The organism is Streptomyces sp. NPDC034085, assembly GCF_055575555.1.
Genome location: NZ_JBVISL010000001.1, coordinates 42,459 through 66,541, shown reverse-complemented (window position 1 = coordinate 66,541; position 24,083 = coordinate 42,459). Strand labels below are relative to the sequence as shown.

Here is a 24,083-nt window from a genome sequence, read left to right as displayed (position 1 = left end):
CGCTCAGCGGGAGGCGTGCTCCAGCCCCTGGCCGACGGCACCGCGCGAGGTGACGGCCGCGGTGACCTCCTTGTCGACCCGGGCGTACTCGGGGCGGTCCGCCGCGCAGGAGGCGCAGACGACCCGGAACGGCGGGCCCATGTCCGAGTACTGCGTCAGGTACTCGGCCTTGACCACCTCCCAGCGGCCGCTGTGCGCGGCCGCCGGGGCGAAGGTGAAGCGGGGGATCGAGGACATGTTGCCCCGGGCCTTCTCGGGCTCGTAGAAGCTGGCGACCTGGTCGCCCATGCCGAACACCACCCAGGTGCCGTTGATCTTCTCGTAGGGCTGCGGCACGTGGTTGTGCGTACCGAGGACCAGATCGATGTCGGGCAGGCCGTCGGCCCCGCGAGAGGCCGTCAGCGCCTGTGCCAGATCGCGCTGCTGCTGGTCGGGCGCCGTCTGCCACTCGGTACCCCAGTGGATGCTGAGGACGACGACGTTCGCGCCGGCCGCCCGCGCCGCGCGGGCGTCGGCGATGATCCGGCCCTGGTCGATCAGGTTCACGGCCCAGGGCTTGCCGGCCGGGAGCGGTATGCCGTTCGTCCCGTACGTGTAGTCCAGCTGGGCGACCTTCGCGCCGCCGGCCGAGAGCAGCGCCGGCGCCTTGGCCTCCTCGGCGCTGCGCGCCGAGCCGACGTGCCGCAGGCCGACGCGGTCGAGGTGGTCGAGGGTGCGGGTGAGGCCGTCGTAGCCGTCGTCGAGGGTGTGGTTCGAGGCGGTGGAACAGCTGTCGTACCCGGCGTCCTTGAGGGCGTCGGCCAGCTGGTGCGGCGCCTTGAAGGCGGGGTAGCCGGTGTAGGGGCCGCCGGGCCTTCCGTACGGTATCTCGTGGTGGCATATCGCCAGGTCGGCGGCGGACACGAGGGGCTTGACGCCCGCCAGTATCTTCCGGAAGTCGTACTCGCCGGGCTTGCCGGCGTCGTCCTGCGAACGCTGGATGATCGAGGGGTACGGGATGATGTCGCCCGTCGCCACCAGCGTGAACGGCGTCCCGGCCGGAGCCGCTTTGGTGGTGCCGGGCCGGGCCCCGAGCCGCTGCTCGGCGGTGTCGGCGCCGTGCTCCAGGAACCGGGGCGCGGCGTACACGGCTCCGCCGACCACCGCCAGTCCCGCCAGGCCGAGGCCTATTCGCGTCGCCGCCTTCATGTGCCGCCCCCTCGTCGCAGTTCCCGCCATCGTAGGCGCCCCCGCCCCCGGCCGACGCGCAGCCACCCCGCCCCCGGCCCCGCCCCGCCGGGACGCCGGCAGCCGCCTCGCCGGGCAGCGGCGGGACCCCTACCGCGCGGCCAGCGCAAGGGCGTGGTCCAGTGCCTGGAGCAGGCTTCCCGTCGTCGCCCGGTCGCGGACCGCCAGGCGGAGCCAGGTCGCGTCCAGCCCCGGGAAGGTGTCGCCCCGCCGGACCGCGAAGCCCAGCGCGCGCAGCCGGGTGCGGACCTCCGCCGCGCCGGGGATCCGGATCAGGACGAACGGGCCCTCGGCCACCCCCGACACCGTCACCTCCTCGAACTCCGCCAGCCCCGCCAGCAGGTGCTCCCGGTCCACCGCGATCTGCCGCGCCGCGGCCTCCGCCTCGGCCAGCGCCCGCGGCGACACGCACGCCTGCGCCGCGACCAGCGCCGGCGTCGACACCGGCCACAGCGGCTGCGCGGCGGCCAGCTTCGCGATGACCTCCGGCTCCGCCAGGACGTACCCGATCCGCAGCCCCGCCAGCCCCCAGGTCTTCGTCAGGCTCCGCAGCACCACCAGCCCCGGCACGTCCATCCGCCCGGCCAGCGCTTCCCGTTCGCCCGGGACCGCGTCCATGAACGCCTCGTCCACCACCAGGATCCGCCCCGGCCGGGCCAGCGCGGCCAGCGCCCGCGCCGGGTGCAGGACGGACGTCGGGTTGGTCGGGTTGCCGACGACCACCAGGTCGGCTTCCTCCGGCACCGCCGCCGGGTCCAGCCGGAAGCCGTCCTCGGGCCGCAGGACCACCCGCTCCACCCGGTGCCCCGCGTCCCGCAGCGCTGCCTCCGGCTCCGTGAACTGCGGGTGCACCACGACCGGCCGTACGGCGCCCAGGGCCCGGGCGATCAGGACGAACGCCTCGGCCGCCCCCGCCGTCAACAGCACCCGTTCGGCAGGTACCCCGTGCCGCGCCGCCACCGCCGCCCGCGCCGCCCGCCCGTCCGGGTACGCCGCGAGGTCCCCGAGGCAGGACGCGATCCGCTCCTTGAGCCACTGGGGCGGCGTGTCCGAGCGGACGTTCACCGCGAGGTCCACCAGCGCGCCGCCCGCGTCCGCCACCTCCGCGTCCCCGTGGTGGCGCAGGTCGTGCTCCTCGGCGGTGGCCACCGCGCACGTCGCCGCCACCGACCGGCGCTTCGGCACGAGGAGCTCTCCGCCGCCCGCCAGCGCCGCGGCCTCCGCCACCGAGGCCGTCCCGGAGGCGTCCCACACCGCGGAGGAGGGGTGCGGGACCGCGATCCGCGCGAGCTCCTCGGCGGGATAGCCGACCAGCGGCACGCCGAAACGTTCCGCCGCCCCCGCGATCCCCGGCTCCCGCACCTTCGCCTCCACCGTGGCCAGCGCCGTCACCGCCCCCGTGGCCAGCCCGGCCCCCCGCAGCGTCTCCTCGACCAGCGCGCAGACCTCCGCGACGGAGACCCCCGCCCGCCCGCCGACCCCGACCACCAGCCGCGTCACGTACTCACCCACCGGGATCAGTCCCCCTTCTTTCCTCGGTCCGTCGTCAACACCGTGTCGTCCGCCGCCCGCGCGCGGAAGTGCGCACCGGGCCGCCAGTCGGTATCCAGGGGCACATGGCGGTGATCGTGGCTCTGGGCGCGTTCCTGATGACGCTGGCGGGCGGCTGGACGGCGCAACGCGTCACCGACCGCCGCCACCTGGTGCTCGGCCTGGCCGGCGGGCTGATGCTCGGCGTGGTCGGTCTCGACCTGCTGCCGGAGGCGATGCACGCGGCCGGCGGCGAGGTGTTCGGCGTCCCGCTGGCCCTGCTGCTCTTCGTGGGCGGCTTCCTGGTCGCCCACGTGGTGGAACGCCTGCTCGCCGTGCGCCAGGCCGCGCACGGCGCGGCGAACAACGGCGCGGCGACCACCCCGGACGGCCACGGCCACGGCCCCGGCGGCGGCCGCGTCCCCCAGGTCGGGCTCACGGCGGCCGCCGCGATGGTCGGCCACAGCGTGGCCGACGGGGTGGCGCTCGGCGCGGCCTTCCAGGTCGGCGGCGGCATGGGCGCGGCCGTCGCCCTGGCGGTCGTCACCCACGACTTCGCCGACGGGTTCAACACGTACACGCTCACCCGCCTGTACGGGAACGCCCGCCGCAGGGCCCTGATGATGCTCTTCGCGGACGCCGTGGCGCCGGTCGTGGGCGCCGCGTCCACCTTGCTGTTCACCCTTCCGGAGGAACCGCTCGGGGCGTACCTCGGATTCTTCGGCGGCGCCCTGCTCTACCTGGCGGCCGCCGAGATCCTTCCCGAGGCGCACCACAGGCACCCCGCCCTGTCCACGCTGCTGTGCACGGTGGGCGGGGTGGCCGGGATCTGGCTGGTGGTCGGCCTCGCGGACTGACCCCGGGCCGGGGGAGCGGGTCACCGGTACGCTGCCGCCGCCCGCGTGAAGCGCCGGGCGACCGACGGCTCCGCCGCCCAGTGGGTGTGCAGGTAGCTGGCGTGCACGCCCTGCCGTACGAAGCCCTCGACGCGGCGTTCGGGATGGACGAACCCCCACGCCGGCGCGTCCCCGGCGCCGGGCTCGGTCACCGTCCGGTGGAACTCGTGCCCCCGCATCCGCGTCCCGGCGACGGCCAGGGCGCTGTCGGAGACCGCCACCGCCTCCCGGTAGCCGAGCGTGAGCCGCTCCGACATCCGCGCGTCGGCGTCGAGCACCCCACACATGGGCTTCCCGTCGAGGGACCGGGCCAGGTACAGCAGCCCGGCGCACTCGGCGGCGACCGGCCCGCCGGCGGCGGCGAAGTCCGCGACGGCCGCCCGCAGCGGCTCGTTCGCCGACAGCTCGGGCGCGTACACCTCGGGGAACCCGCCGCCTATCACCAGTCCGGCGGTCCCCTCGGGGAGGGCCTCGTCCCGGAGCGGGTCGAAGGTGACCACCTCGGCTCCGGCGGCCGTCAGCAGCTCCGCGTGCTCGGCGTACGAGAACGTGAACGCGGCCCCGCCGGCGACGGCGACCACCGGACGCCGACCTCCCGGGACGGCCGGCTCCGCGGGCGCCGGCGACCACGGCGCGCAGTCCAGCGCCGGAGCCGTCCGCGCCAGGGCCATCAGCGCGTCCAGGTCGCAGCCCGCCCGCACCTGCCCGGCCAGCGCCGCCACCGCCGCGAGGGCGTCGGCCCGCCGCTCGGCCACCGGGACCAGCCCCAGGTGCCGGGACGGCGTCGCCACCTGCGGGGCCCGCCGCATCACACCGAGGACCGGCATCCCGGCCTCCTCCAGAGCCTCCCGCAGCATCACCTCGTGCCGGTCGGAGCCCACCTTGTTGAGGATCACCCCGCCGAGCCGCACCTGCGGGTCGAACGAGGCGAAGCCGTGCACCAGCGCCGCCACCGACCGCGACTGCGAGGAGGCGTCCACCACCAGCACCACCGGCGCCCGCAGCAGCTTCGCCACCTGCGCCGTCGACGCCAGCTCCCCGCGCCCGGCGGCCCCGTCGTAGAGCCCCATCACGCCCTCGACCACCGCGAGGTCGCACCCGGCGGAGCCGTGCGCGAACAGCGGGCCGACCAGCTCCGGCCCGCACATGAAGGCGTCCAGGTTGCGGCCCGGCCGGCCCGTGGCCAGCGCGTGGTACCCGGGGTCGATGTAGTCGGGCCCGGCCTTGTGCGGGGACACGGCGAGGCCGCGCTCCGCGAAGGCCGCCATCAGGCCCGTCGCCACGGTGGTCTTGCCGCTGCCGGAGGACGGCGCGGCGATGACCAGCCGGGGCACGTTCACGGACGTCACCACTCGATGCCCTTCTGGCCCTTCTGGCCGGCGTCCATGGGGTGCTTGACCTTGGTCATCTCGGTGACGAGGTCCGCGAACTCCACGAGCTTCTGCGGGGCGTTGCGGCCGGTGATGACCACGTGCTGGGTGCCGGGGCGGTCCCGCAGCACCTCGATCACCTCGTCCACGTCGATCCAGCCCCAGTGCAGCGGGTACGCGAACTCGTCGAGCACGTACAGCCGGTGCGTCTCGGCCGCCAGATCGCGCTTGACCTGCTCCCAGCCCTCCTTGGCCGCCTGCTCGTTGTCGAGCTGCGCGTCCCGCTGGACCCAGGACCAGCCCTCGCCCATCTTGTGCCAGACGACCGGGCCGCCCTCGCCGGAGGCGCCCAGCACCTTGAGCGCGTTCTCCTCGCCGACCTTCCACTTGGCCGACTTCACGAACTGGAACACCCCGATCGGCCAGCCCTGGTTCCAGGCGCGCAGCGCCAGCCCGAAGGCGGCCGTCGACTTGCCCTTGCCCGGGCCGGTGTGGACGAAGACGAGCGGACGGTTGCGGCGCTGACGCGTCGTGAGTCCGTCGTCCGGTACGACGGTCGGCTGTCCCTGCGGCATTACGCGGCCCTCCTGGTGGCGCTGTTGGACAGCGCAGTGTCGGTCACTGCGCTGCGTACGTTCTTCACGAGCCCGGCCAGTGAGTCGGCCCGCAGCCCGTCGAGGGTCACGGCGGGCCCGCCCAGATCGGCGGCCAGCGCCCCCGCCAGCCCCAGCCGGACCGGCCCGGACTCGCAGTCCACGACCACCGAGGCGGTCCCCGCGGCGGCCAGCAGCCGGGCGCTGCGCCCCGCCAGTTCGCGCGGGTCGCCGCCGACGGCCCCCGCCGAGGTGGCCCGCCCGTCGGTGACGACCACCAGCAGCGGCCGGCGCGAGGGGTCCCGCAACCGCTCGATGCGCAGGACCTCGTGGGCCTTGAGCAGCCCCGACGCCAGCGGGGTGCGGCCGCCGGTGGGCAGCCGCTCCAGCCGGGCGGCGGCCGCGTCCACCGACGAGGTGGGCGGCAGCGCGAGTTCGGCGCCGGAGCCGCGGAAGGTGATCAGGCCGACCTTGTCCCGGCGCTGGTAGGCGTCCAGCAGCAGCGAGAGCACCGCGCCCTTGACCGCGCCCATGCGCTGCCGGGCGGCCATCGAGCCGGAGGCGTCCACGACGAAGAGCACGAGGTTGCCCTCGCGGCCCTCCCGGGTGGCCTGGCGCAGGTCGTCCTTGCGCACGACGAGGCCGCGTCCGGCGCGTCCGCGCGCCTTCTGGTGCGGGGCGGCGGCGTGCACGGTGGCCGCCAGGTGCAGCTTCGTCAGCTGGCCGCGGGGACGCTGGGCGCCGGTGGTGCGGCCGTGCGCGGTGCGGGCGCGCGAGCGCCGCCCGGCCGCGCCCTCGCCGAGGCCGGGCACGCTGAGCATCTTGGTGCGGAACGGCTCGGCGGCCCGTACGGCGGCCTGCTCGGCGCCGCCGCCGGAGCCGGCCTGCGGGGCGGAGGGCTGCGGCTCGGGGGCCTCGGCTTCCGTGGCGGCCGTCTCCTCGGGCGCGTCGGGGGCGTGGCCGGTCTCGGGCCCGCCCTGCGGGGGCACCCCGCCGCCGTCCCCGTCCGGGCCGCCGTCGGGGCCGCCGTCCGGGCCGCCGCCGTCGTCCGGGCCTTCGGGCTCCGGGTCCGGCTCGGGCTCCGGCTCCTCGTCGGGGAACCGGTCCAGGATCTCGTCCAGCTTGTCCTCGTCCAGCCCGGGCGCGTCGAACGGGTTGCGCCGGCGCCGGTGGGGGAGGGCCAGCAGGGCGGCCTGCCGGACGTCCTCCTTGCGCACGGAGGTCCGCCCGGCCCAGGCCGCCAGCGCCGTCGCGGTACGGGCCATCACGATGTCGGCGCGCATGCCGTCGACCTCGAACCCGGCGCAGGTGGCGGCGATCTGGAGCAGCGCGGTGTCCCCGAGCCGGACCTGCGGGAGCAGCGCCCGGGCGGCCACGACCCGGGCGCGCACCTCGTGCTCGTCCCCGGCCCAGCGGGCGGCGAATCCGGCGGGATCGTCCTCGTACGCGAGTCGGCGGCGCACCACCTCGACCCGCTGCTCGGGCTCCCGGGAGGCCGCGACCTCGACGGTCAGCCCGAACCGGTCCAGGAGCTGCGGGCGCAGCTCGCCCTCCTCCGGGTTCATCGTGCCGACGAGCAGGAAGCGGGCGGCGTGCCGTACGGAGACGCCCTCGCGCTCCACGTAGGAGGCGCCCATGGCGGCGGCGTCCAGGAGCAGGTCGATGAGGTGGTCGTGGAGCAGGTTGACCTCGTCGACGTACAGGATGCCGCGGTGCGCGTCGGCGAGCAGCCCCGGCTCGAAGGCCTTCACGCCCTCCGCGAGGGCCCGCTCGATGTCGAGGGCACCGACGAGCCGGTCCTCGGAGGCGCCGACGGGCAGCTCGACCATGCGGGCGGGGCGGGCGGCGGTGGCCCCGGGCTCGTGGGGACCGTCGGGGCACGCCGGATCGGGCGCGGCCGGCGCGCACGAGAAACGGCAGCCGGGGACGACGTCCACCTGCGGCAGCAGCGCGGACAGCGCGCGCACGGCGGTGGACTTGGCGGTCCCCTTCTCCCCGCGCACGAGCACGCCGCCGACCGCCGGGCTCACGGCGTTGAGCAGCAGCGCGAGGCGCAGGTCGGTCTGGCCGACCACGGCCGTGAACGGGTAGGGCGTGCTCATACGGTTGCCCCTCCTTCGTGGGTACGGATACGCGGGCACGGGCTGTGACGAGTGGGGTGCGCCCGTTCCCCGGGGGGCTCCGCCCCCGGACCCCCGCGCCTCGAACGCCGGCGGGGCCGAACGTCCAGCCCGTCCGGCGTTCGAGGACCGGGGTCAGGGGCGGAGCCCCTGGGAACGGGGGAAGGGCGGGTAGGGGAACAGCCCCGCAGGGCCGCCGCGCTCACGGCGCGCCCGGGGGGAGGAACGGGAGGCCCGCCGGGGCGCCGGACTCGATCAGCCGGAGCAGCGCTTCCGTGTCGGCGTGTTCGGCGATCAGGTCGCCCAGCACGTCCAGCTGTTCCTCCCGCAGCGCGGCGAAGGACGTGTCCGGGGCCGGGACGAAGCGGCGCCCGGCAGCCGCGGCGACCTCCCGCAGGAACGCCCGGCGGAAGCCGTCCGACTCCAGGGAGCCGTGCCAGTGGGTGCCCCACACGGACCCGACCCGGCACCCGTCGAGGAACGGCTCCCCGCCCAGCACCTCGGCGACCCCGTGGTGGATCTCGTACCCCTCCACCGGCTCGCCGAGGGCGGTACCCGTCGGCCGGGCCAGTGTCTTGTCCGCCGCGAAGCGCACCCGCACCGGCAGCAGTCCGAGCCCCGCCACGGAGCCCGCCTTGGACTCGACCTCGTCCTCGATGTGTTCGCCCAGCGCCTGGAAGCCGCCGCAGATGCCCAGCACCGGACGCCCCTCGGCGGCCCGCCGCGCCAGCGAGGCCGCGAGCCCGCGCTCGCGCAGCCACTCCAGGGCCTTCACCGTGCCGCGCGTGCCCGGTACGACGACCAGGTCGGCGTCGGCCAGCTCCTCGGCCCGGTCCACGAACCGCACGACCACGCCCGGCTCCGCCGCCAGCGCGTCCACGTCGGTGAAGTTCGACATCAGCGGCACCGCGCACACCGCGACCCGCAGCACGTCCTCGCCGACCGGCGGGGCGACCACGGACTCCCGTACCGCACCCCGCAGGGAGACCCGCAGGCCGTCCTCCTCGTCGATGCCCAGCCCGTGCCGGAAGGGCAGCACCCCGTACGTCGCCCGCCCGGTCAGGCCGCGCAGCATCTCCATGCCGGGCTCCAGCAGCGACACGTCGCCGCGGAACTTGTTGACCATGTACCCGGCTATCAGCGACTGGTCCTCGGGGGAGAGCAGCGCAGTCGTCCCGAAGAAGGAGGCGAAGACGCCGCCCCGGTCGATGTCGCCGACCACGACCACGGGGAACCGCGCGGCCCGCGCGATGCCCATGTTCACGATGTCGGTCCGGCGCAGGTTGATCTCGGCCGGACTGCCCGCCCCCTCGCAGATCACGGCGTCATACGTGCCCCGCAGCTGTTCCAGGCAGTCCGTGACGATCCCGAGGAGCTGCTCCTGGCGTCCGCCGTGGTAGCCGCGGGCGCTCATCTCGCCCACCGGCCTGCCCAGCAGCACCACCTGGCTGCTGCGGTCGCCGCCCGGCTTGAGCAGTACGGGGTTCATCAGCGCGGTCGGCTCCACCCGGGCCGCCTGGGCCTGCATGGCCTGGGCGCGACCGATCTCGGCGCCCTCCCGCGTCACGAACGAGTTCAGCGACATGTTCTGGGCCTTGAACGGGGCCACCTTCACGCCCTGGCGGGCCAGCCAGCGGCAGATGCCCGCCGTGACCACGCTCTTGCCCGCGTCCGACGTCGTACCCGCGACCAGCAGTCCGCCGCCGCGCTTCGCGCCGCTCATGCCCCCGCCCTCCTCACGCGGCGTCCCCCGCGTCCTCGTGCCGCCACTGTCCGTGCGGCCAGCGTCCGGGCCGCGACGCACGCCCCCAGCGCCAGCCAGGTCACCCGCCGCGACAGCCGTACGGCCCGCTCGATGTCGGCCACCTCCACCGGCCGTCCGGTGGCTCCGTTCAGTACCGCCCGGTGCTCGACCCGGCCGCCGTAGGCGAGGGTCCCGCCCAGGCGGACGCCGAGCGCACCCGCGAAGGAGGCCTCCACCGGGCCGGCGTTGGGGCTGGGATGGGCGGCGGCGTCCGCGCGCCAGGCCCGTACGGCTCCCCGCCGGTCGGGACCGGCCGCCACGGCGGCGAGGGCCGTCAGCCGGGCTCCGGGCCAGCCCGCCACGTCGTCCAGCCGGGCGGAGGCCCAGCCGTAGCGCAGGTAGCGGGGCGACTTGTGGCCCACCATGGCGTCCAGGGTGTTCACGGCGCGGAAGGCCAGCAGCCCGGGCACCCCGGCGACGGCGCCCCACACCAGGGCCCCGACCACCGCGTCGGAGGTGTTCTCCGCGACGGACTCCACGACCGCTCGGGCCATCTGCTGTTCGTCCAGCGCCTGGGGGTCCCGCCCGCACAGGTGCGGAAGCCGCTCCCGGGCCACCTCCGCGTCCCCGGCGGCGAGCGCTCCGCCGATGGCGCGGGCCTCCCGGCCGAGCGAGGTGCCGCCGACCACGGCCCAGGTGGCCGCGGCGGTCAGGGCGACACGGGCGGCCGCGGGCCGGGAGCGCACGGCGCGCGCGCCCAGCGCACCGACGGCGGCGGCGCCGCCCGCGCAGACGAGGGTGTGCAGGAGGCCCCGGGCGCGGTCGTCGCGCCACAGGGCGCCCTCGACGGCGGCGGCGGCTCGTCCGAAGGCGGCCACGGGGTGCCCCCGGCGCGGATCCCCGAGGATCCGGTCGCCGATCAGGCCCGCCGTGACGCCGTACGCGAAGACGCGGTCGGCACGCATGGTGGCAGGTATGTCCTCACTCAGGGTCCGCGCCCTGGTTCGACGTGTCCGGCGGCGAGAGTTCCTGGCTCCCGGGACGCACGCGCCGCGTGCGCTCCCCGGTGACAGTGGCGGGACCGCGCCGGATTCGCACCGGACTTCCTCTCCATGCCGCCGTGTTGGCTCGGGCAGTCCACCACGCCCCGCGAACGCCCGTCAACTTGCCGTTGACCTGGCGGGACGGAGGGCCGGGAAAGGGCGCGGGCACGCGAAAGCTCCCTCCGGTGGACCCGGAGGGAGCTTTCGTACGCGGTGCGCCGGTGTCAGCTGACGATCAGGTAGATCCCGTAGGCGACGGCCGCGGCGCAGAGCGCGAAGCAGGCGTAGGCGCCGCTGCGGGCCATGGTCGCGGCCCCGCCCCGCTCGGTGGCGGCCTCGTGCTTGGACAGGCCCACCAGGCCCAGGGAGAAGAGGGCCACGAGGGCGACGGTGGCGGAGAGGCTGACCCCGAAGACGGAGCCGAGTGCTGCCCAGTCGATCTTCATACTGCCGTTTCCTCTGTCGTTCTCGGGGTCAGACCGCTGCGGCCGGGGCCGCGGGGGTCGCCGGGGTGGCCGTCACGGCCGGGATGGTGGCCCTGAGGTCCTCGTCGGTCACCGCGGCGGTGGTGCCCGCGACCGGCGGGACGGCGACGGCGGCCATGGCGGTGGTGACCACGCCGGGCTGCTCGCCCGCGGAGGAGGCCGCGGCCGCTTCGTTGACGTTGGTGTGGTCGACGACCTGGCGGCGGGAGATCACCCAGATGGCGGCGCAGGAGGCGACCAGGAAGGCCGCGACGGCGGCGACGCCGACGTCACCGGTGCGCATGACCAGCTCGGCGCCGGAGGCGACGAGGGCGGCGGCCGGCAGGGTCAGGCCCCACGCGACGAACATGCGGGTGGCGGTGGACCAGCGGACCACGCCGCCCTTGCGGCCCAGGCCCGCGCCCATGACGGCGCCGGAGCAGGCGTGCGTGGTGGAGAGGGAGAAGCCGAGGTTCGAGGAGGCCAGGATGACGCTGGCGGCCGAGGTCTGGGCGGCGAAGCCCTGCTGCGGCTGGAGGTCGGTGAGGCCGCTGCCCATGGTGCGGATGATGCGCCAGCCGCCCAGGTAGGTGCCCATGGCGATGGCCAGGCCGGCGGAGACGATGACCCAGACCGGCGGGTTGGAGCCGGGCGCGAGCGCGCCGCCGGCGACCAGGGCCAGGGTGATGATGCCCATCGTCTTCTGCGCGTCGTTGGTGCCGTGGGCGAGGGAGACCAGGCCGGCGGAGGCGATCTGGCCGGCCTTGTAGCCCTTGGCGGAGGTCTTCTCGCCGACCTTGCCGTTCAGCTTGTACGTGACCTTCGCGGCCAGCATCGCGGCCGCACCGGCCACGATCGGGGCGGCGACGGCGGGGATCAGCACCTTGGTGACGACGACGCTGCCGTTGACCGCGCCGAGGCCGGCGGAGGCGACGGCCGCACCGATCAGGCCGCCCATCAGAGCGTGGGAGGAGCTGGAGGGGAGGCCGACCAGCCAGGTGACGAGGTTCCAGAGGATCGCGCCGACCAGGGCGGCGAAGATCACCTCGGGCTGGATGCCCTCCTCGTTGACCAGGCCCTTGGAGATCGTCTTGGCGACCTCCACGGACATGAACGCGCCGACGAGGTTGAGCACGGCGGACATGGCCACCGCCGTCTTGGGCTTGAGGGCGCCGGTCGAGATGGTGGTCGCCATCGCGTTGGCTGTGTCGTGGAAACCGTTCGTGAAGTCGAACACGAGAGCGGTGATGATCACGATCCCGAGGAGAAGCGTTATGTGCTCCATTTACCCAGGCTTCTGTTTGGCGTCAGTGGCACGGCGACCGTAGGCAACCTGGGTGAACGGAAGATGAACTGACTCGGGCGACACGGTGTCCTCACGCGCCACACGATCGGGTCATTCGCCCGGTTCTTTTGTAGTTATCCCGGTTCATGCACGTCAAAGCGGGGTGAACGGACCCTTCCGGCAGGCTCCGCGGTCCTGCGGGATCCCCCTCCGGACGCCCGGAGGAGAGCTAGATCACTCCACTTGAGGCCGCCCCGCATTCCGCTCGCGGAGCTCGCGGGCGGCACCCCCGCGACCGGCGCGGCCCGCGCCCGCCGACGCGGGCCTCCTGACCGGAATGATCTCCTCCGGTGGCCCGCCGGCCGCCCCGCCCCGAGACTGGAACGGTGCGTACCGCCACAGCGACGGCAGCGGCCGTCACCACGACCCTGATCGGTGCCGGAGCAGCCGCGGTCGCGGCCGGCCGGTACGCCGCCGACGCCGCCCTGCGGCCCGAACCCGGCCGCCCCCTGCCCGGCGGCCCCCCGCTGAGCGTCCACTCCACCGCTCCCGGCCGGATCGCCCTCACCCGCTCGCTGGCCTCCCTGCGCCCCGGCGTCCACGGACTGGAGGCGCCCGGGGTGCACGCCGTGGTCGGCTCCGTCCTCACCGGCGTCCCGCACGCCCCCGACACCGTCGTACGCCGCCTGCTCGCCGTCACCCACGGCAGCCTGACCCCCGGCATGCGGGTCGCCCTCACCCCCCAGGTGCACCGGGGCAACCCCCGTACCGCCCTCGGGCTGGACCACGCCGACGTGGACGTCCCCGGGGAGCTCGGCCCGCTCCCCGCCTGGTTCCTGCCCGGCGCCCGGGGCACCTGGGTGATCACCGTCCACGGGCTCGGCACCACCCGGGAGCACCCGATGGCGGTCATGCCCTTCCTGCACGGCCACCGCCTCCCCGTGCTCGACCTCGCCTACCGCGGCGACCTCGGCGCCCCCGCCTCCCCCGACGGCCTCGGCCACCTCGGCGAGTCCGAGTGGCGCGACCTGGACGCCGCCATCCGCTACGCCCTGCGCTACGGGGCCCGCCGCGTGGTGCTGTACGGCTGGTCCACCGGAGCCACCATGGCCCTGCGCGCCGTCGAGCGCTCCGCCCTGGCCGGGCGGATCTCCGGGGTCGTCCTCGACTCGCCCGTCCTGGACTGGCACACCACCCTGCGCGCGCTCGCCGCCGCCCGCCGCACCCCCGCCCCGCTGCTCCCGCTCGCGGTCCGCGCCGCCGAGGGCCGCGCCGGGCTGCGCGCCGACCACCGGGCCCCCGCCGCGGACCCCGGCGCGCTGAGCGTCCCCGTCCTGCTCTTCCACGGGCCCGCCGACACCATCGCCCCCTGGGAGCCCTCCCGCCGGCTCGCCGCCGCCCGGCCCGACCTGGTCACCCTGCACACCGTCATGGACGCGGGGCACGGGGCGATGTGGAACGCCGACCCGCTCCGGTACGAGGAGGCGCTGCGCCGCTTCCTCGTCCCCCTCATGTGAGGTGCGATGCGGCGCGGAGGGTGAAGGGCCTGGGGCGGACGGGACGGCATGGGGGATTCCTCCCGGTTCATCCGGCCCGTGACCTGTGGAAACGACCGGTTCCGTTTGGGCTTTCGGCCAGTGACGGGCGAGACTGCTTCCGTGACGTCCCGAAAGCCTGATGAGCAGTTGGCTCGCGACTCCAGACTCCGACTCGTCTCCCAGCGCTCCGTCGCCACGGCGCGCAAGGCGGTGACCGACCGGCGAACCCGGCCGGCCACCCGGCCCCCGGCGGGCACCCCCGCCAGGGCGGACCTGGCGAACCGCGCCCGCACCTCCCTCGCCGACGCGGTACGGCTCGCCCGCTGGGCCGAGCTGCACCTCGGCGCGGGCGACGGCGGCCGCCCCGCCCCCGCGGGCGCCCTGCCCGCGGCCGACGTCGAACGCGCCGCCGACGACCTGGGCCTGACGCACGGGCAGATCCAGGTCGGCTGGGACCGCGCCCGCCTCTCCGGCCTCGTCGAGGTGCACGGCGGACACGCCCGCCCCGGCTGGCGGCTGCGCGCGTGGGACCGGGACGACACCGCCGTACTGCGCGGCTGGGTCGCCCTCTTCGACGCCTGGTCCCTCGTCCACCCGGCCCCCGCCGACATCGCCCCCTCGGCCGTCGCCGAGGTGGTCGAGGCGATGCCGCAACTGCTGTCGCTGCTCCAGCTGTCCGCCGGCCCGGTGAGCGTCCCGGACCTCCTGGACCTCCTCGGCCAGCGCGTCACCGAACTGCGCGACGAGCGCTGCGAGGTCCCCTACGGCGCGGAGACCGCCACCGGCTGCGGCGCCCCCGCCGAACCCCGACCGCTCCCGCTCGCCCGGCTGCTGCGCTGGGCCCTGGGCGGCCTCGCCGCCGTCGACGCCGTCACCCTCGGCCCCGCCCGGGCCACCCTCACCCCCCTCGGCAGCTGGGCCGTGTGGGTGAAGCTGGAGCAGATCTGCGTGGCCGCCCAGAGCCCGGCCGGCAACATCGAGCAGTCGGCCGCCGCCATGCTGCACGGCTGCGCCCGGCTCACCCCCGGACCGGCCCGTGCCGAGTACCAGGCCTGGCTCGCCGCCCGCCCCGTCGGCCACGCCGTCAGCGAGCTGCTGCACGCCGCCCGCGGCGAGGACGCCCTGCTGCGCGGGCTGGCCTTCGAGGCCCTGCGGGTGGTCGGCGCCCCCGCCGAGCCCGAGGTGCGCGCGGCCCTGCGGGAAGCCGTGCTGCGGCCGTACGCCCTGCTCTGGCTCGCCGAGCACGACGGGGTGGACCCCGACGAGGCCCAGGACGTGCTCACCCCCGAGGAGTCGACCTGGCTCTGGGTGGACACGGCGGCGGCCATCGCCGACCACGGCGAGGCCGACCTGCTCGCCCGGCACCTCGACTCCGCCGTCCGCACCACCGTCCCCCGGCTGCTGGACGAGGTCCGCGCGGTCGGCCACCCCCGCACGGTGCAGGTGCTGGTCGCCCTCGCCGCCGCGCACCCCGACCCGGCCCTGGCCAAGGCGGTCCGCCGGGCCGCCTTCCAGGTCCACACCGGCGGCGGCTGACCCGCCCCCCGACCCGGCGCCTCGCCGTACGCGGGCGCGCGGGGAGGCGTACGCCCGCCCGCGCCGCGGCGTCACAGCTGCGGCGCGTACGTCCCGAAGCTCCAGACGTTGCCCTCGGCGTCCCGCGCCATGTAGTCCCGCGAGCCGTAGTCCTGGTCGGTCGGCTCCATCAGGATCTCCACGCCGTGTTCGGCCGCCCGGCGGTGATGGGCGTCGACGTCGCCGACCACGACGTAGACCCCCGCCGGTCCGGCGGCCTCCATGGCCCGGTCGAAGACGCCGCCGCGCCCCTTGCTGCCCAGCATCACCGCGCCGTTGCCGTACGCCAGCTCCGCGTGCATCACCGAGCCGTCATCGCCCTCGTAGACCGCGACCTGCGTGAACCCGAAAGCCTCCGTGAGCTGGCGGATCGCTGCCTTCGCGTCGCGGTAGAGCAGCGTGGGGCAGATGGACGGAACGCCTGCCATGGCGGTCACTCCCTCTCGTGACGGTGATCCGCGTCACAGCATGGCAGGCGCCGCCGACCGTCAGCGGAACGTGTCGCACTGGGCCATGTCGCCCGTGCGGTAGCCCTGGTAGAACCACTGCTGGCGCTGCTCCGCCGAGCCGTGCGTCCAGGACTCGGGGGTGACCCGGCCCTGGAACTTCTCCTGGATCCGGTCGTCGCCCACCGCCGCCGCCGCGTCCAGCCCGTCCCTGATGTCCTGGTCGGTGAGGCTGGTGATCAGCGGCCGTCCCGTGGACTCGTCCGGGGTCCTCGTGGCGTTGTGCGCCCACACGCCCGCGTAGCAGTCGGCCTGGAGCTCGACCTTCACCGCGTTGCTGTTCGCGCCCTGCCGGCCGTCCTGGGCCCGCTGGAGGGTTCCGGTCAGGTTCTGGACGTGGTGTCCGTACTCGTGGGCGACGACGTACGCCTGGGCGAAGGGGCCGCCGCTCGCCCCGAACGTCGTGCGCAGCTCGTCGAAGAAGCCCAGGTCCAGGTAGACCTGCCGGTCACCGGGGCAGTAGAAGGGGCCGACCGCCTTGGTGGCCGCCCCGCAGGCCGTGTTCACCCGGCCGGCGAAGAAGACCGTCGACGCCGGGCGGTAGGCGCCCCCGCGCTTCTGGAACTCCTGCCTCCAGTAGTCCTGGGTGCTGTTCACCACCGCGACGAGCCGGCAGTCCTCGCGGGTGTTGGCGTCCTGCCCGGTCCTGCAGGTCTGCTGCACCTGGGCGGCCGAGGAGGCGGTGGCCGCGGGCTCCGGGCTCCCGTCGGACAGGCCCAGCTGCTCCGGGCCCACTCCGAAGATCAACCCCAGGACCAGTGCGATCAGACCGACCAGGCCGCCGCCCACCGTGGCCCTCCCGCCCGGGACGCGGCTGCCGCGGACGTCCTTGACCTCGGAGGTGTCCAGATTGGCGTCGTCGTCGAACTGCATCCCGCACCGCCTCTATCGGTGAGATCCACGGGGCCGCCTGGGCGCCCCTGCGGCGAGTATCAACCCGTTCATCCTCGTACGCGCCGTGGCGGCTCCGCGTGGTCCGTGCGCCGAACGGGGGACGGGAGGCCCCGAAAAGTGGTTGCGCACCCCCGGTAGAATGAATCCCATGGCAAATCTCCTCGCGGATTAGCGGCGTCGAAGCAACGCGCGTCCTGCCCCCCTTCCGCCGTCCCAACCGCCCTGGAGTATTTCCGTGATCACCGCCACCGGCATCGAGCTGCGCGCCGGCGCCCGCATCCTCATCGAGAACGCGTCCTTCCGTGTGGCCAAGGGGGACCGCATCGGGCTCGTCGGCCGCAACGGAGCGGGCAAGACCACCCTCACCAAGTGCCTCGCCGGCGAGGGCCAGCCCGCCGGCGGCACCATCACCCGCTCCGGCGAGGTCGGCTACCTCCCGCAGGACCCGCGCACCGGCGACCTCAACGTCCTCGCCCGCGACCGGATCCTCTCCGCCCGCGGGCTCGACGTGCTCCTCCAGAAGATGCGCGCCAACGAGGAGCGCATCGCCACCGGCTCCGGCGCCACCCGTGAGAAGGCCCTGAAGCAGTACGAGCGCCAGGAGACCGAGTTCCTGACCAAGGGCGGTTACGCCGCCGAGTCCGAGGCCGCGACCATCTCGGCCGCCCTCAGCCTCCCCGACCGGGTCCTCGGCCAGCCCCTGCACACCCTCTCCGGCGGCCAGCGCCGCCGCGTCGAGCTGGCCCGCATCCTCTTCTCGGACGCCGACACCCTGCTCCTGGACGAGCCCACCAACCACCTCGACGCCGACTCGATCGTCTGGCTGCGCGACTACCTGAAGAACTACCGCGGCGGCTTCATCGTGATCTCCCACGATGTCGACCTGGTCGAGACCGTGGTCAACAAGGTCTTCTACCTCGACGCCAACCGCTCCCAGATCGACGTCTACAACATGGGCTGGAAGCTCTACCAGCAGCAGCGCGAGGCCGACGAGAAGCGCCGCAAGCGCGAGCGCCAGAACGCCGAGAAGAAGGCCGCGGCCCTGAACTCGCAGGCCGACAAGATGCGCGCCAAGGCCACCAAGACCGTCGCCGCGCAGAACATGGCCAAGCGCGCCGAGCGGCTGCTGTCCGGCCTGGAGGCCGTCCGCGCCTCCGACAAGGTCGCCAAGCTCCGCTTCCCGGACCCGGCGCCCTGCGGCAAGACCCCGCTGACCGCCGAGGGCCTGTCGAAGTCCTACGGGTCGCTGGAGATCTTCACCGACGTCGACCTGGCCATCGACAAGGGCTCCCGCGTGGTCATCCTCGGCCTCAACGGCGCCGGCAAGACCACCCTGCTGCGCCTGCTGTCGGGCACCGAGAAGCCCGACACCGGCACGGTCGTGCCCGGCCACGGCCTCAAGCTGGGCTACTACGCCCAGGAGCACGAGACCCTGGACCCCGAGCGCACGGTCCTGGAGAACATGCGCTCCTCCGCGCCCGACCTGGACCTGGTCGACGTACGCAAGACGCTCGGCTCCTTCCTGTTCTCCGGCGACGACGTGGACAAGCCGGCGGGTGTGCTCTCCGGCGGCGAGAAGACCCGTCTGGCCCTGGCCACCCTGGTCGTCTCCTCGGCCAACGTGCTGCTGCTCGACGAGCCCACCAACAACCTCGACCCGGCCAGCCGCGAGGAGATCCTCGGCGCGCTGCGCACCTACAAGGGCGCGGTCATCCTCGTCACGCACGACGAGGGGGCCGTGGAGGCCCTGGAGCCCGAGCGGATCATCCTGCTCCCGGACGGGGTCGAGGATCTGTGGGGCCCGGACTACCGGGACCTCGTCGCCCTCGCCTGACCGTCCGCGGCGGCGTTGATCCAGTTCCTTATGGATCATTCGGCTCAGACGTGATCCATCATCTGAGTGAGACGGTCTCGTACCCTCGCGCCCTGTTCATCGGCCCCGGCCGCGTCCGCAAGGACGCGCGTCCGGGGCCGGCCGTCTTCCGCGTCCGGCCCCCTGACCTGGTGATTCCTTTCGGCAACGGAGAAATGTGACGGAGGTCATGCGCCGGAAGAGGAGATTCCGTTCTGCTCGGGTGTCCACCGGCTGGGAAATGCCGTCGTACCGACCTTGCTGAATGGGTGGCCAGGAAGCCGGGGAGGGGTGATCATGAGAAGTCCAGAGCGCACTTCCCATGAGGAGGCACGGGTGGCCGAGACTCTGAAGAAGGGCAGCCGGGTGACCGGCGCCGCGCGCGACAAGCTCGCGGCAGACCTGAAGAAGAAGTACGACTCCGGTGCGAGTATCCGGGCGCTGGCCGAAGAGACCGGCCGGTCCTACGGATTCGTCCACCGGATGCTCAGCGAGTCCGGAGTCACGCTGCGTGGTCGCGGTGGCGCGACGCGCGGCAAGAAGGCGGCTGCGGCCTGACCCTGGCCGTCAGGCCGAGGCCGGTGCCGAAGTCCGCCCGACAGCTCCGTGCTCTTTCACGCTGTCTGATCCATGCTGTCTGTTTCCGTCCTGCTCCACGCACGGTTCCTTCGGTGACCCCCGGTCGGCCCTCCGGTCGGCCGGGTGGTTACTGTGCAGTCACTTAGGCCGGGTACGCGGCCACGACTGCACACCGGAGGCATCAGATGGCTCTGCTCGACAAGGATGGCGTACGGCTCACCATCGACGACACGGTCGCCACGGTGACACTGACCAATCCGGCCAAGCGAAACGCCCAATCCCCCGCGCTCTGGCGGGCGTTGGCGGAGGCCGGACGGTCGCTGCCCGGCACCGTCCGGGTCGTCGTGCTGCGCGGGGAGGGCAAGTCCTTCTCCGCCGGGCTCGACCGGCAGGCTTTCACCCCCGAGGGTTTCGAGGGCGAGCCGTCATTCCTCGATCTGGCACGCGGTTCGGACGAACTGCTCGACTCCACCATCGCCGAGTACCAGGAGGCCTTCACCTGGTGGCGCCGCAATGACGTCGTCTCCATCGCCGCCGTGCAGGGGCACGCGATCGGCGCCGGCTTCCAGCTGGCGCTCGCCTGCGACCTGCGCGTGGTCGCGGACGACGTGCAGTTCGCCATGCGCGAGACCAGCCTGGGCCTGGTCCCGGACCTGGCCGGCACCCAGCCGCTGACCGCCCTGGTCGGCTACGCCCGCGCGCTGGAGATCTGCGCGACGGGCCGCTTCGTGCACGCCGAGGAGGCCGAGCGGGTGGGCCTCGCCAACCTCGTGGTCCCGGCCGACGAGCTGGACGCCGCCGTCCAGGACCTCACCACCGCCCTGCTGGCCCCGCCGCGCGACGCCGTCATCGAGACCAAGGCGCTGCTGCGCGGCGCCCCCTCCCGTACGTACGACGACCAGCGCGCCGCCGAGCGAGCCGCCCAGGCCCGCCGCCTGCGCGACCTGGCGGGCCTCTCCGACTGAGGCCGGCGGGCGGGCGCGACGGCGGGGCCGGTCCTTCCGGCACCCGCCGGCGTGTGGCGCGAGGGGTGCGGAGCGGGCCGCTCGCGGCCGGGCCGCGCCGTCGGCGCCCCGGGCGTCAGAAGCCGTGGCGGGCGCCGCCGTCCACCGGGAGCATCAGGCCCGTCAGGTACGACGCCGCCGGGGAGAGCAGGAACGCCGCCGTGCGGCCGAACTCCGCCGGGGTGCCGTAGCGGCGCAGCGGGATGCGGGACTCGTTGCCCGCCCGCGCCGCGTCCGCGTCGCCGGACAGCGCGTCCAGCTCCCGCACCCGGTCGGTGTCGATCCGGGCCGGCAGCAGGCCGATCACGCGGATCCCGCGCGGGCCCAGCTCCACCGACAGGGACTTGGCGAAGCCCGCCAGCCCCGGCCGCAGGCCGTTCGAGATGGTCAGGCCGGGGATGGGCTCGTGGACCGAGCCCGACAGCACGAAGCCGATGACCCCGCCCTCGCCCAGCTCGGCCGCGGCCGTCCGGGCCAGGCGGACCGCGCCCAGGAAGACCGTCTCGAACGCCGCCGCCCACTGCTCGTCGGTGTTGTCCGCCGCGAAGCCGGGCGCGGGGCCGCCGACGCTGATCAGGATGCCGTCGAAGCGCCCGAACCGCTCGCGCGCCGTGGCCACCAGCCGCTCCGCCGCCCGCGGGTCGGAGTTGTCCACCGCCACGCCCAGCGCGTGGGGGCCGAGTTCCGCGGCCGCGTCCGCCACGCGCTTCTCGTCCCTGCCGGTGAGCACGACCTTCGCCCCGTCGGCGGTGAGTTCCCGCGCGGAGGCGAAGCCGAGGCCCCGCGTGGCTCCGGTGACGACGTAGACACGGTCCTTCAGTCCAAGATCCATGCCCGACAACCTACGCCGAAGCGGGCTCCGGCGACACGGCCTTCGCCGCCGCCTCCTCGCGGTCACGCCTCTCGCGCCGCACCAGGACCACCCACCCCACCGGCACCGCCGCCGCGAACAGCCACCACTGGACCGCGTACGCCATGTGCGGGCCGATCGAGTCGTGGTCGGGCTCGGCGACCGGCTCGGGGGTGCCGCCGGCCGGTCCGGGCGCGACCAGTTCGAGGTACCCGCCGAGCACAGTCCTGCCCAGCGCGGCCGCCTGCTGCCCACTGTTGATCAGCATCACCTGGCGGTCGGGCAGGCCCTTGCGGTCCTTGATGCCGCTGCCGCCGCTGGTCTCGTCGGCCTTGAGCCGCCCGGACACCGTGACCTCGCCCGAGGGCGCGGCCGGCACCGGCGGGTAGGCGCGCGGGTCGTCGCCGCCGGCCACCCAGCCCCGGTTGACCAGCACGACGCGGCCGTCGCCCAGCACCAGCGGCGTCACCACGTGGAAGCCGACCTTGTCGTCGTTCGAGGTGCGCATCCGTACGACGGTCTCGTGCGCGGAGTCGTACGTACCGGTGGCGGTGACGGCGCGCCAGTAGTCGGCCCTCGGGACGGTGTGCCCGGGGGAGGTGACCTCGGTCACCGGCACCGGCTTCGCGTACAGGTTCTTCGCGATCAGCTCGTTCTGCGCGACCCGGTGCTCGTGGCGGTGGAACTGCCAGAACCCCAGCTTGATCATCACGGGGATGAGGACGAGGGTGACGAGGGTGAGGGACACCCACTGCCGGGTCAGCACAAAGCGGTACACGCCCACGACGGTACCCCCAGCGGCGAGGACCCCGGAGGGCGGGTGGCCCTCCGGGGCCGCAGCGGCGGCGGGCGGGTGATCAGACGTGGTCGACGATGCCCACCTTCCCCTCCGCGCGGGCGCAGTGCGCACCGCAGAACCACTGGTCCTCGACCTCGACGCCCTGCCCGATGATCTGGACCCGGCAGTGCTCGCAGATCGGCGCCATGCGGTGGATGGCGCACGAGAAGCAGTCGAAGACGTGCACCGCGCCCTGCGCGTGCACCTCGAAGGACATGCCGTAGTCGTTTCCGCAGACCTCACAACGTGCCATGCGCCGCATGCTGTGCGGGGCGGGCGGCCGGAACAAGATCCACCGGGGTGAGTCGCCCGGCCTGCACCCGGCCGGAGCAACACGCGCTGCTCCCGCGCTACGCCTCGCCGGCCGCCGCGACGTCCCGCAGCAGCTGGGTGAAGGCCGCCTCGTCCACGACCGGCGTCCCGAAGGACCTGGCCTTGACCGTCTTGGAGGTCGCGGAGTCGGGGTCGTTCGTCACCAGCAGGCTGGTGAGCCGGGACACGCTCGTCGCGACGTGCAGGCCCGCCTCCACGGCCCGGTCCTCCAGCAGCTCCCGGTCCACGGAGGTGTCACCCGAGAAGGCGACCCGCATGCCCTGCCGCAGCGGCTTGCCGTCCTCGAAGCGGCCCGGGTTCGGGTACGGGCACGGGGGCCGCTTGCGCGAGGCCCGCCAGGAGCCGCCGTTGCCGTACGAGGACTGGTAGCCGATGCGGGGCGCGGCGGGGGAGTCCGACCACTCCGTCAGCGGACGGCACTCCAGCAGGGGCAGCCGTACGCCGTCCCGCGCGGCCGCGTGCAGGGACGGACGGAAGGCCTCCGCCAGCACCCGGGCGTCGTCGAGCGCGTGGTGGGCGCGCTGCTGGACCACCCCGTAGTGCGCGGCGAGGGACGCCAGCTTGTGGTTGGGCAGCGGGAGGTTCAGCTCCTTCGACAGGGCGATGGTGCACAGCCGCTGGCGTACCGGGGCGGTCGCGGAGGCGCGCGCGTACTCCCGCGCGATCATCTGCCAGTCGAAGATGGCGTTGTGCGCGACGAGCACCCGGTCGGCGAGCCGGCCCGCGAACTCCTCGGCGATGTCCTCGAAGAGCGGGGCGTCCTGGAGCATCGCACTGGTCAGGCCGTGGATCCAGGTGGGCCCCGGATCGCGGCGCGGGTTGACCAGGCTGTACCAGTGGTCCTCCACGTTGCCCTGAGCGTCGAGCCGGTAGACGGCCGCGGAGATTATCCGGTCGTCGCGAGCGAGCCCGGTCGTCTCCACGTCGACGACCGCGTACCCCTGTGGGTACGCGGTCGGCCATTCCGCCTCTGCGGTCGTACGGTCGTGCAGCATGGTCACAGAGGATATCGGCACGCACTGACACCCGTGGCCCGATGCCTTTTCAGCCCGCCTGCGCCCCCTGCCCGGTGAGCGGGCCGTCCCCCCGGCTCCGCCACCGGGCCGGGCCCTATCCGCCGGGCTCCGCGAGCAGCGCATCGGTCAAGGCCCGTACCGACAGCAGGAACAGCCGTTCCGGGTCCGCCGGGCGGGCCAGGGCGCGGGCGAGCGCGGGGTCGCCGGCGGCCTGCGGATCCCAGAGCTCCCCCTCGCCCGGCGACTGGGCGGGGGAGCGCTCGCGGTTGCGCTCGACGAGCAGGAAGCCGACGATCTGGAACTGGACGGCGCGCACCGCGTCGGCGGCCCGCGCCCCCCGCAGTCCCGCGGCGTGCACCTCGTCGACGAGCGCCCGCTGGGCGGGCAGGAACATGCGCTCGGTGAGCCCGCGCTCGTGGACCATCGCGATCAGGTGCGGGCGTGCGCGCAGTTCGCGCCGCAGGGTCCGGGCCACCGAGACGATCCGCCCGGCCGGTGTGTCCCCGGCCGGGCGGACCGCGCCCATCTCCTGGACGGTCCGCTCCACGAGGGCGTCGAGCAGCTGCTCGCGGTTGCCGACGTGCCAGTAGATGGAGGTCACCGCCGTGCCCAGCTCGGCGGCGAGCCCCCGCATGGTCAGGGCCGCCGGACCGTTCCGCCGGACCAGGGACGCGGCCGCCTCCAGCACCTCCTCACGGGTCAGTGCGCTTCTCGCCATGGGGACGGTTCGCCAATCTGTCGCTACGTCAGTTCCTGTGCGTGCAGGGGTCTTTACCCTTCATCGGCAGCGGTGTAACTGTGTTACAGAACCGCCCCCGGTCCCGCC

At 74.5% G+C, this 24,083-nt stretch carries 22 protein-coding genes and 1 riboswitch; of the genes, 6 read left to right on the top strand and 16 right to left on the bottom strand.

Translation table 11 applies throughout. The annotated features are described in order from the left end of the window. Nucleotides 1-3: 3 nt before the first annotated feature. Both ACZ501_RS00330 and cobC read right to left on the bottom strand, forming a co-directional pair. Nucleotides 4-1,188, bottom strand: coding sequence for a CapA family protein (locus tag ACZ501_RS00330; protein ID WP_361599255.1), 1,185 nt, complete (start codon nucleotides 1,186-1,188; stop codon nucleotides 4-6). Nucleotides 1,189-1,317: 129 nt separating this feature from the next. Next, nucleotides 1,318-2,727, bottom strand: coding sequence for an Rv2231c family pyridoxal phosphate-dependent protein CobC (gene cobC, locus ACZ501_RS00325; protein WP_468792626.1), 1,410 nt, complete (start codon nucleotides 2,725-2,727; stop codon nucleotides 1,318-1,320). Nucleotides 2,728-2,843: 116 nt separating this feature from the next. Between cobC and ACZ501_RS00320 the strand changes: the two genes are divergently transcribed. Next, nucleotides 2,844-3,614, top strand: coding sequence for a ZIP family metal transporter (locus ACZ501_RS00320; protein ID WP_468791365.1), 771 nt, complete (start codon nucleotides 2,844-2,846; stop codon nucleotides 3,612-3,614). 20 nt (nucleotides 3,615-3,634) lie between these two features. Here ACZ501_RS00320 and ACZ501_RS00315 read toward each other — a convergent pair whose 3' ends face one another. The 7 genes from ACZ501_RS00315 to ACZ501_RS00285 form a co-directional block, all read right to left on the bottom strand. Then, a complete protein-coding gene (locus ACZ501_RS00315; RefSeq protein ID WP_362458037.1) occupies nucleotides 3,635-4,993 on the bottom strand; it encodes a cobyrinate a,c-diamide synthase in 1,359 nt (452 codons plus the stop codon). Nucleotides 4,994-4,998: 5 nt separating this feature from the next. Further along, the gene (cobO, locus tag ACZ501_RS00310) at nucleotides 4,999-5,598 is read right to left on the bottom strand and encodes a cob(I)yrinic acid a,c-diamide adenosyltransferase (protein WP_361610884.1); all 600 of its coding nucleotides are present in this window, start codon (nucleotides 5,596-5,598) and stop codon (nucleotides 4,999-5,001) included. After that, nucleotides 5,598-7,718 carry a putative cobaltochelatase gene (locus ACZ501_RS00305; RefSeq protein WP_468791362.1) on the bottom strand — a complete coding sequence of 707 codons (2,121 nt, stop codon included), beginning with the start codon at nucleotides 7,716-7,718 and terminating at the stop codon, nucleotides 5,598-5,600. Before ACZ501_RS00305 ends, cobO begins: the two co-directional genes overlap by 1 nt. A 220-nt stretch (nucleotides 7,719-7,938) precedes the next feature. Further along, nucleotides 7,939-9,459, bottom strand: a complete 1,521-nt coding sequence (locus ACZ501_RS00300) for a cobyric acid synthase (protein WP_468791359.1) — start codon at nucleotides 9,457-9,459, stop codon at nucleotides 7,939-7,941. Then, complete coding sequence (locus tag ACZ501_RS00295) at nucleotides 9,456-10,445, bottom strand: cobalamin biosynthesis protein (RefSeq protein WP_361609007.1); 990 nt, start codon at nucleotides 10,443-10,445, stop codon at nucleotides 9,456-9,458. The genes ACZ501_RS00300 and ACZ501_RS00295 overlap by 4 nt, the downstream gene beginning before the upstream one ends. Nucleotides 10,446-10,503: 58 nt before the next feature. After that, nucleotides 10,504-10,589: riboswitch (cobalamin riboswitch) on the bottom strand. A 158-nt stretch (nucleotides 10,590-10,747) separates the two neighbouring features. Further along, complete coding sequence (locus ACZ501_RS00290; RefSeq protein ID WP_362457933.1) at nucleotides 10,748-10,969, bottom strand: hypothetical protein; 222 nt, start codon at nucleotides 10,967-10,969, stop codon at nucleotides 10,748-10,750. Nucleotides 10,970-10,997: 28 nt separating this feature from the next. Then, nucleotides 10,998-12,272, bottom strand: a complete 1,275-nt coding sequence (locus tag ACZ501_RS00285; RefSeq protein WP_361609011.1) for an inorganic phosphate transporter — start codon at nucleotides 12,270-12,272, stop codon at nucleotides 10,998-11,000. A gap of 386 nt (nucleotides 12,273-12,658) precedes the next feature. Here ACZ501_RS00285 and ACZ501_RS00280 point away from each other — a divergent pair, with 386 nt between their 5' ends. Both ACZ501_RS00280 and ACZ501_RS00275 read left to right on the top strand, forming a co-directional pair. After that, nucleotides 12,659-13,789 (top strand): alpha/beta hydrolase family protein, encoded by a 1,131-nt coding sequence (locus tag ACZ501_RS00280; RefSeq protein WP_361609013.1) that lies wholly within the window; start codon nucleotides 12,659-12,661, stop codon nucleotides 13,787-13,789. 141 nt (nucleotides 13,790-13,930) lie between these two features. Beyond that, nucleotides 13,931-15,346, top strand: coding sequence for a hypothetical protein (locus ACZ501_RS00275; protein ID WP_468791356.1), 1,416 nt, complete (start codon nucleotides 13,931-13,933; stop codon nucleotides 15,344-15,346). 71 nt (nucleotides 15,347-15,417) lie between these two features. On the opposite strand, the gene ACZ501_RS00270 is transcribed toward ACZ501_RS00275, so the two are convergent. Both ACZ501_RS00270 and ypfJ read right to left on the bottom strand, forming a co-directional pair. Further along, a complete protein-coding gene (locus ACZ501_RS00270; protein WP_361609015.1) occupies nucleotides 15,418-15,813 on the bottom strand; it encodes a VOC family protein in 396 nt (131 codons plus the stop codon). Between the two features lie 60 nt (nucleotides 15,814-15,873). Further along, entirely contained in the window at nucleotides 15,874-16,764 is an 891-nt protein-coding gene (gene ypfJ / locus ACZ501_RS00265; RefSeq protein WP_468791353.1) for a KPN_02809 family neutral zinc metallopeptidase, read from the bottom strand. Nucleotides 16,765-17,020: 256 nt separating this feature from the next. Between ypfJ and ACZ501_RS00260 the strand changes: the two genes are divergently transcribed. The 3 genes from ACZ501_RS00260 to ACZ501_RS00250 all read left to right on the top strand — a co-directional run bounded on the left by ACZ501_RS00260 (nucleotide 17,021) and on the right by ACZ501_RS00250 (nucleotide 20,181). Further along, nucleotides 17,021-18,619, top strand: coding sequence for an ABC-F family ATP-binding cassette domain-containing protein (locus ACZ501_RS00260; protein ID WP_361609019.1), 1,599 nt, complete (start codon nucleotides 17,021-17,023; stop codon nucleotides 18,617-18,619). A 354-nt stretch (nucleotides 18,620-18,973) separates the two neighbouring features. Next, nucleotides 18,974-19,195: a helix-turn-helix domain-containing protein gene (locus ACZ501_RS00255; RefSeq protein ID WP_007263382.1), complete on the top strand. Its 222-nt coding sequence runs from the start codon at nucleotides 18,974-18,976 to the stop codon at nucleotides 19,193-19,195. 206 nt (nucleotides 19,196-19,401) lie between these two features. Next, complete coding sequence (locus tag ACZ501_RS00250) at nucleotides 19,402-20,181, top strand: enoyl-CoA hydratase/isomerase family protein (RefSeq protein WP_361605934.1); 780 nt, start codon at nucleotides 19,402-19,404, stop codon at nucleotides 20,179-20,181. 115 nt (nucleotides 20,182-20,296) lie between these two features. Here the strand turns inward: ACZ501_RS00250 and ACZ501_RS00245 are convergent, their stop codons facing one another. The 5 genes from ACZ501_RS00245 to ACZ501_RS00225 all read right to left on the bottom strand — a co-directional run bounded on the left by ACZ501_RS00245 (nucleotide 20,297) and on the right by ACZ501_RS00225 (nucleotide 23,975). Further along, nucleotides 20,297-21,052, bottom strand: coding sequence for an SDR family oxidoreductase (locus ACZ501_RS00245; RefSeq protein WP_361605931.1), 756 nt, complete (start codon nucleotides 21,050-21,052; stop codon nucleotides 20,297-20,299). Between the two features lie 10 nt (nucleotides 21,053-21,062). Continuing rightward, a complete protein-coding gene (locus ACZ501_RS00240) occupies nucleotides 21,063-21,848 on the bottom strand; it encodes an SURF1 family cytochrome oxidase biogenesis protein (protein WP_362457949.1) in 786 nt (261 codons plus the stop codon). Nucleotides 21,849-21,927: 79 nt separating this feature from the next. Next, on the bottom strand, nucleotides 21,928-22,161 hold the full coding sequence (locus ACZ501_RS00235; protein WP_361605925.1) for a hypothetical protein: 234 nt from the start codon (nucleotides 22,159-22,161) through the stop codon (nucleotides 21,928-21,930). Nucleotides 22,162-22,258: 97 nt separating this feature from the next. After that, on the bottom strand, nucleotides 22,259-23,242 hold the full coding sequence (locus ACZ501_RS00230; RefSeq protein WP_361605937.1) for a DEDDh family exonuclease: 984 nt from the start codon (nucleotides 23,240-23,242) through the stop codon (nucleotides 22,259-22,261). A gap of 109 nt (nucleotides 23,243-23,351) precedes the next feature. Next, complete coding sequence (locus ACZ501_RS00225; protein ID WP_468791350.1) at nucleotides 23,352-23,975, bottom strand: TetR/AcrR family transcriptional regulator; 624 nt, start codon at nucleotides 23,973-23,975, stop codon at nucleotides 23,352-23,354. Between the last annotated feature and the right edge of the window lie 108 nt (nucleotides 23,976-24,083).

What these genes read in the sequence shown, in the direction of transcription:
- ACZ501_RS00305 (WP_468791362.1), bottom strand. Translation starts at nt 7,718, where the DNA reads ATGAGCACGCCCTACCCGTTCACGGCCGTGGTCGGCCAGACCGACCTG.
- ACZ501_RS00270 (WP_361609015.1), bottom strand. Translation starts at nt 15,813, where the DNA reads ATGGCAGGCGTTCCGTCCATCTGCCCCACGCTGCTCTACCGCGACGCG.
- ACZ501_RS00225 (WP_468791350.1), bottom strand. Translation starts at nt 23,975, where the DNA reads ATGGCGAGAAGCGCACTGACCCGTGAGGAGGTGCTGGAGGCGGCCGCG.
- ACZ501_RS00245 (WP_361605931.1), bottom strand. Translation starts at nt 21,052, where the DNA reads ATGGATCTTGGACTGAAGGACCGTGTCTACGTCGTCACCGGAGCCACG.
- ACZ501_RS00330 (WP_361599255.1), bottom strand. Translation starts at nt 1,188, where the DNA reads ATGAAGGCGGCGACGCGAATAGGCCTCGGCCTGGCGGGACTGGCGGTG.
- ACZ501_RS00235 (WP_361605925.1), bottom strand. Translation starts at nt 22,161, where the DNA reads ATGGCACGTTGTGAGGTCTGCGGAAACGACTACGGCATGTCCTTCGAG.
- ACZ501_RS00250 (WP_361605934.1), top strand. Translation starts at nt 19,402, where the DNA reads ATGGCTCTGCTCGACAAGGATGGCGTACGGCTCACCATCGACGACACG.
- ypfJ (WP_468791353.1), bottom strand. Translation starts at nt 16,764, where the DNA reads ATGCAGTTCGACGACGACGCCAATCTGGACACCTCCGAGGTCAAGGAC.
- ACZ501_RS00285 (WP_361609011.1), bottom strand. Translation starts at nt 12,272, where the DNA reads ATGGAGCACATAACGCTTCTCCTCGGGATCGTGATCATCACCGCTCTC.
- ACZ501_RS00300 (WP_468791359.1), bottom strand. Translation starts at nt 9,459, where the DNA reads ATGAGCGGCGCGAAGCGCGGCGGCGGACTGCTGGTCGCGGGTACGACG.
- ACZ501_RS00320 (WP_468791365.1), top strand. Translation starts at nt 2,844, where the DNA reads ATGGCGGTGATCGTGGCTCTGGGCGCGTTCCTGATGACGCTGGCGGGC.
- ACZ501_RS00290 (WP_362457933.1), bottom strand. Translation starts at nt 10,969, where the DNA reads ATGAAGATCGACTGGGCAGCACTCGGCTCCGTCTTCGGGGTCAGCCTC.
- ACZ501_RS00295 (WP_361609007.1), bottom strand. Translation starts at nt 10,445, where the DNA reads ATGCGTGCCGACCGCGTCTTCGCGTACGGCGTCACGGCGGGCCTGATC.
- cobO (WP_361610884.1), bottom strand. Translation starts at nt 5,598, where the DNA reads ATGCCGCAGGGACAGCCGACCGTCGTACCGGACGACGGACTCACGACG.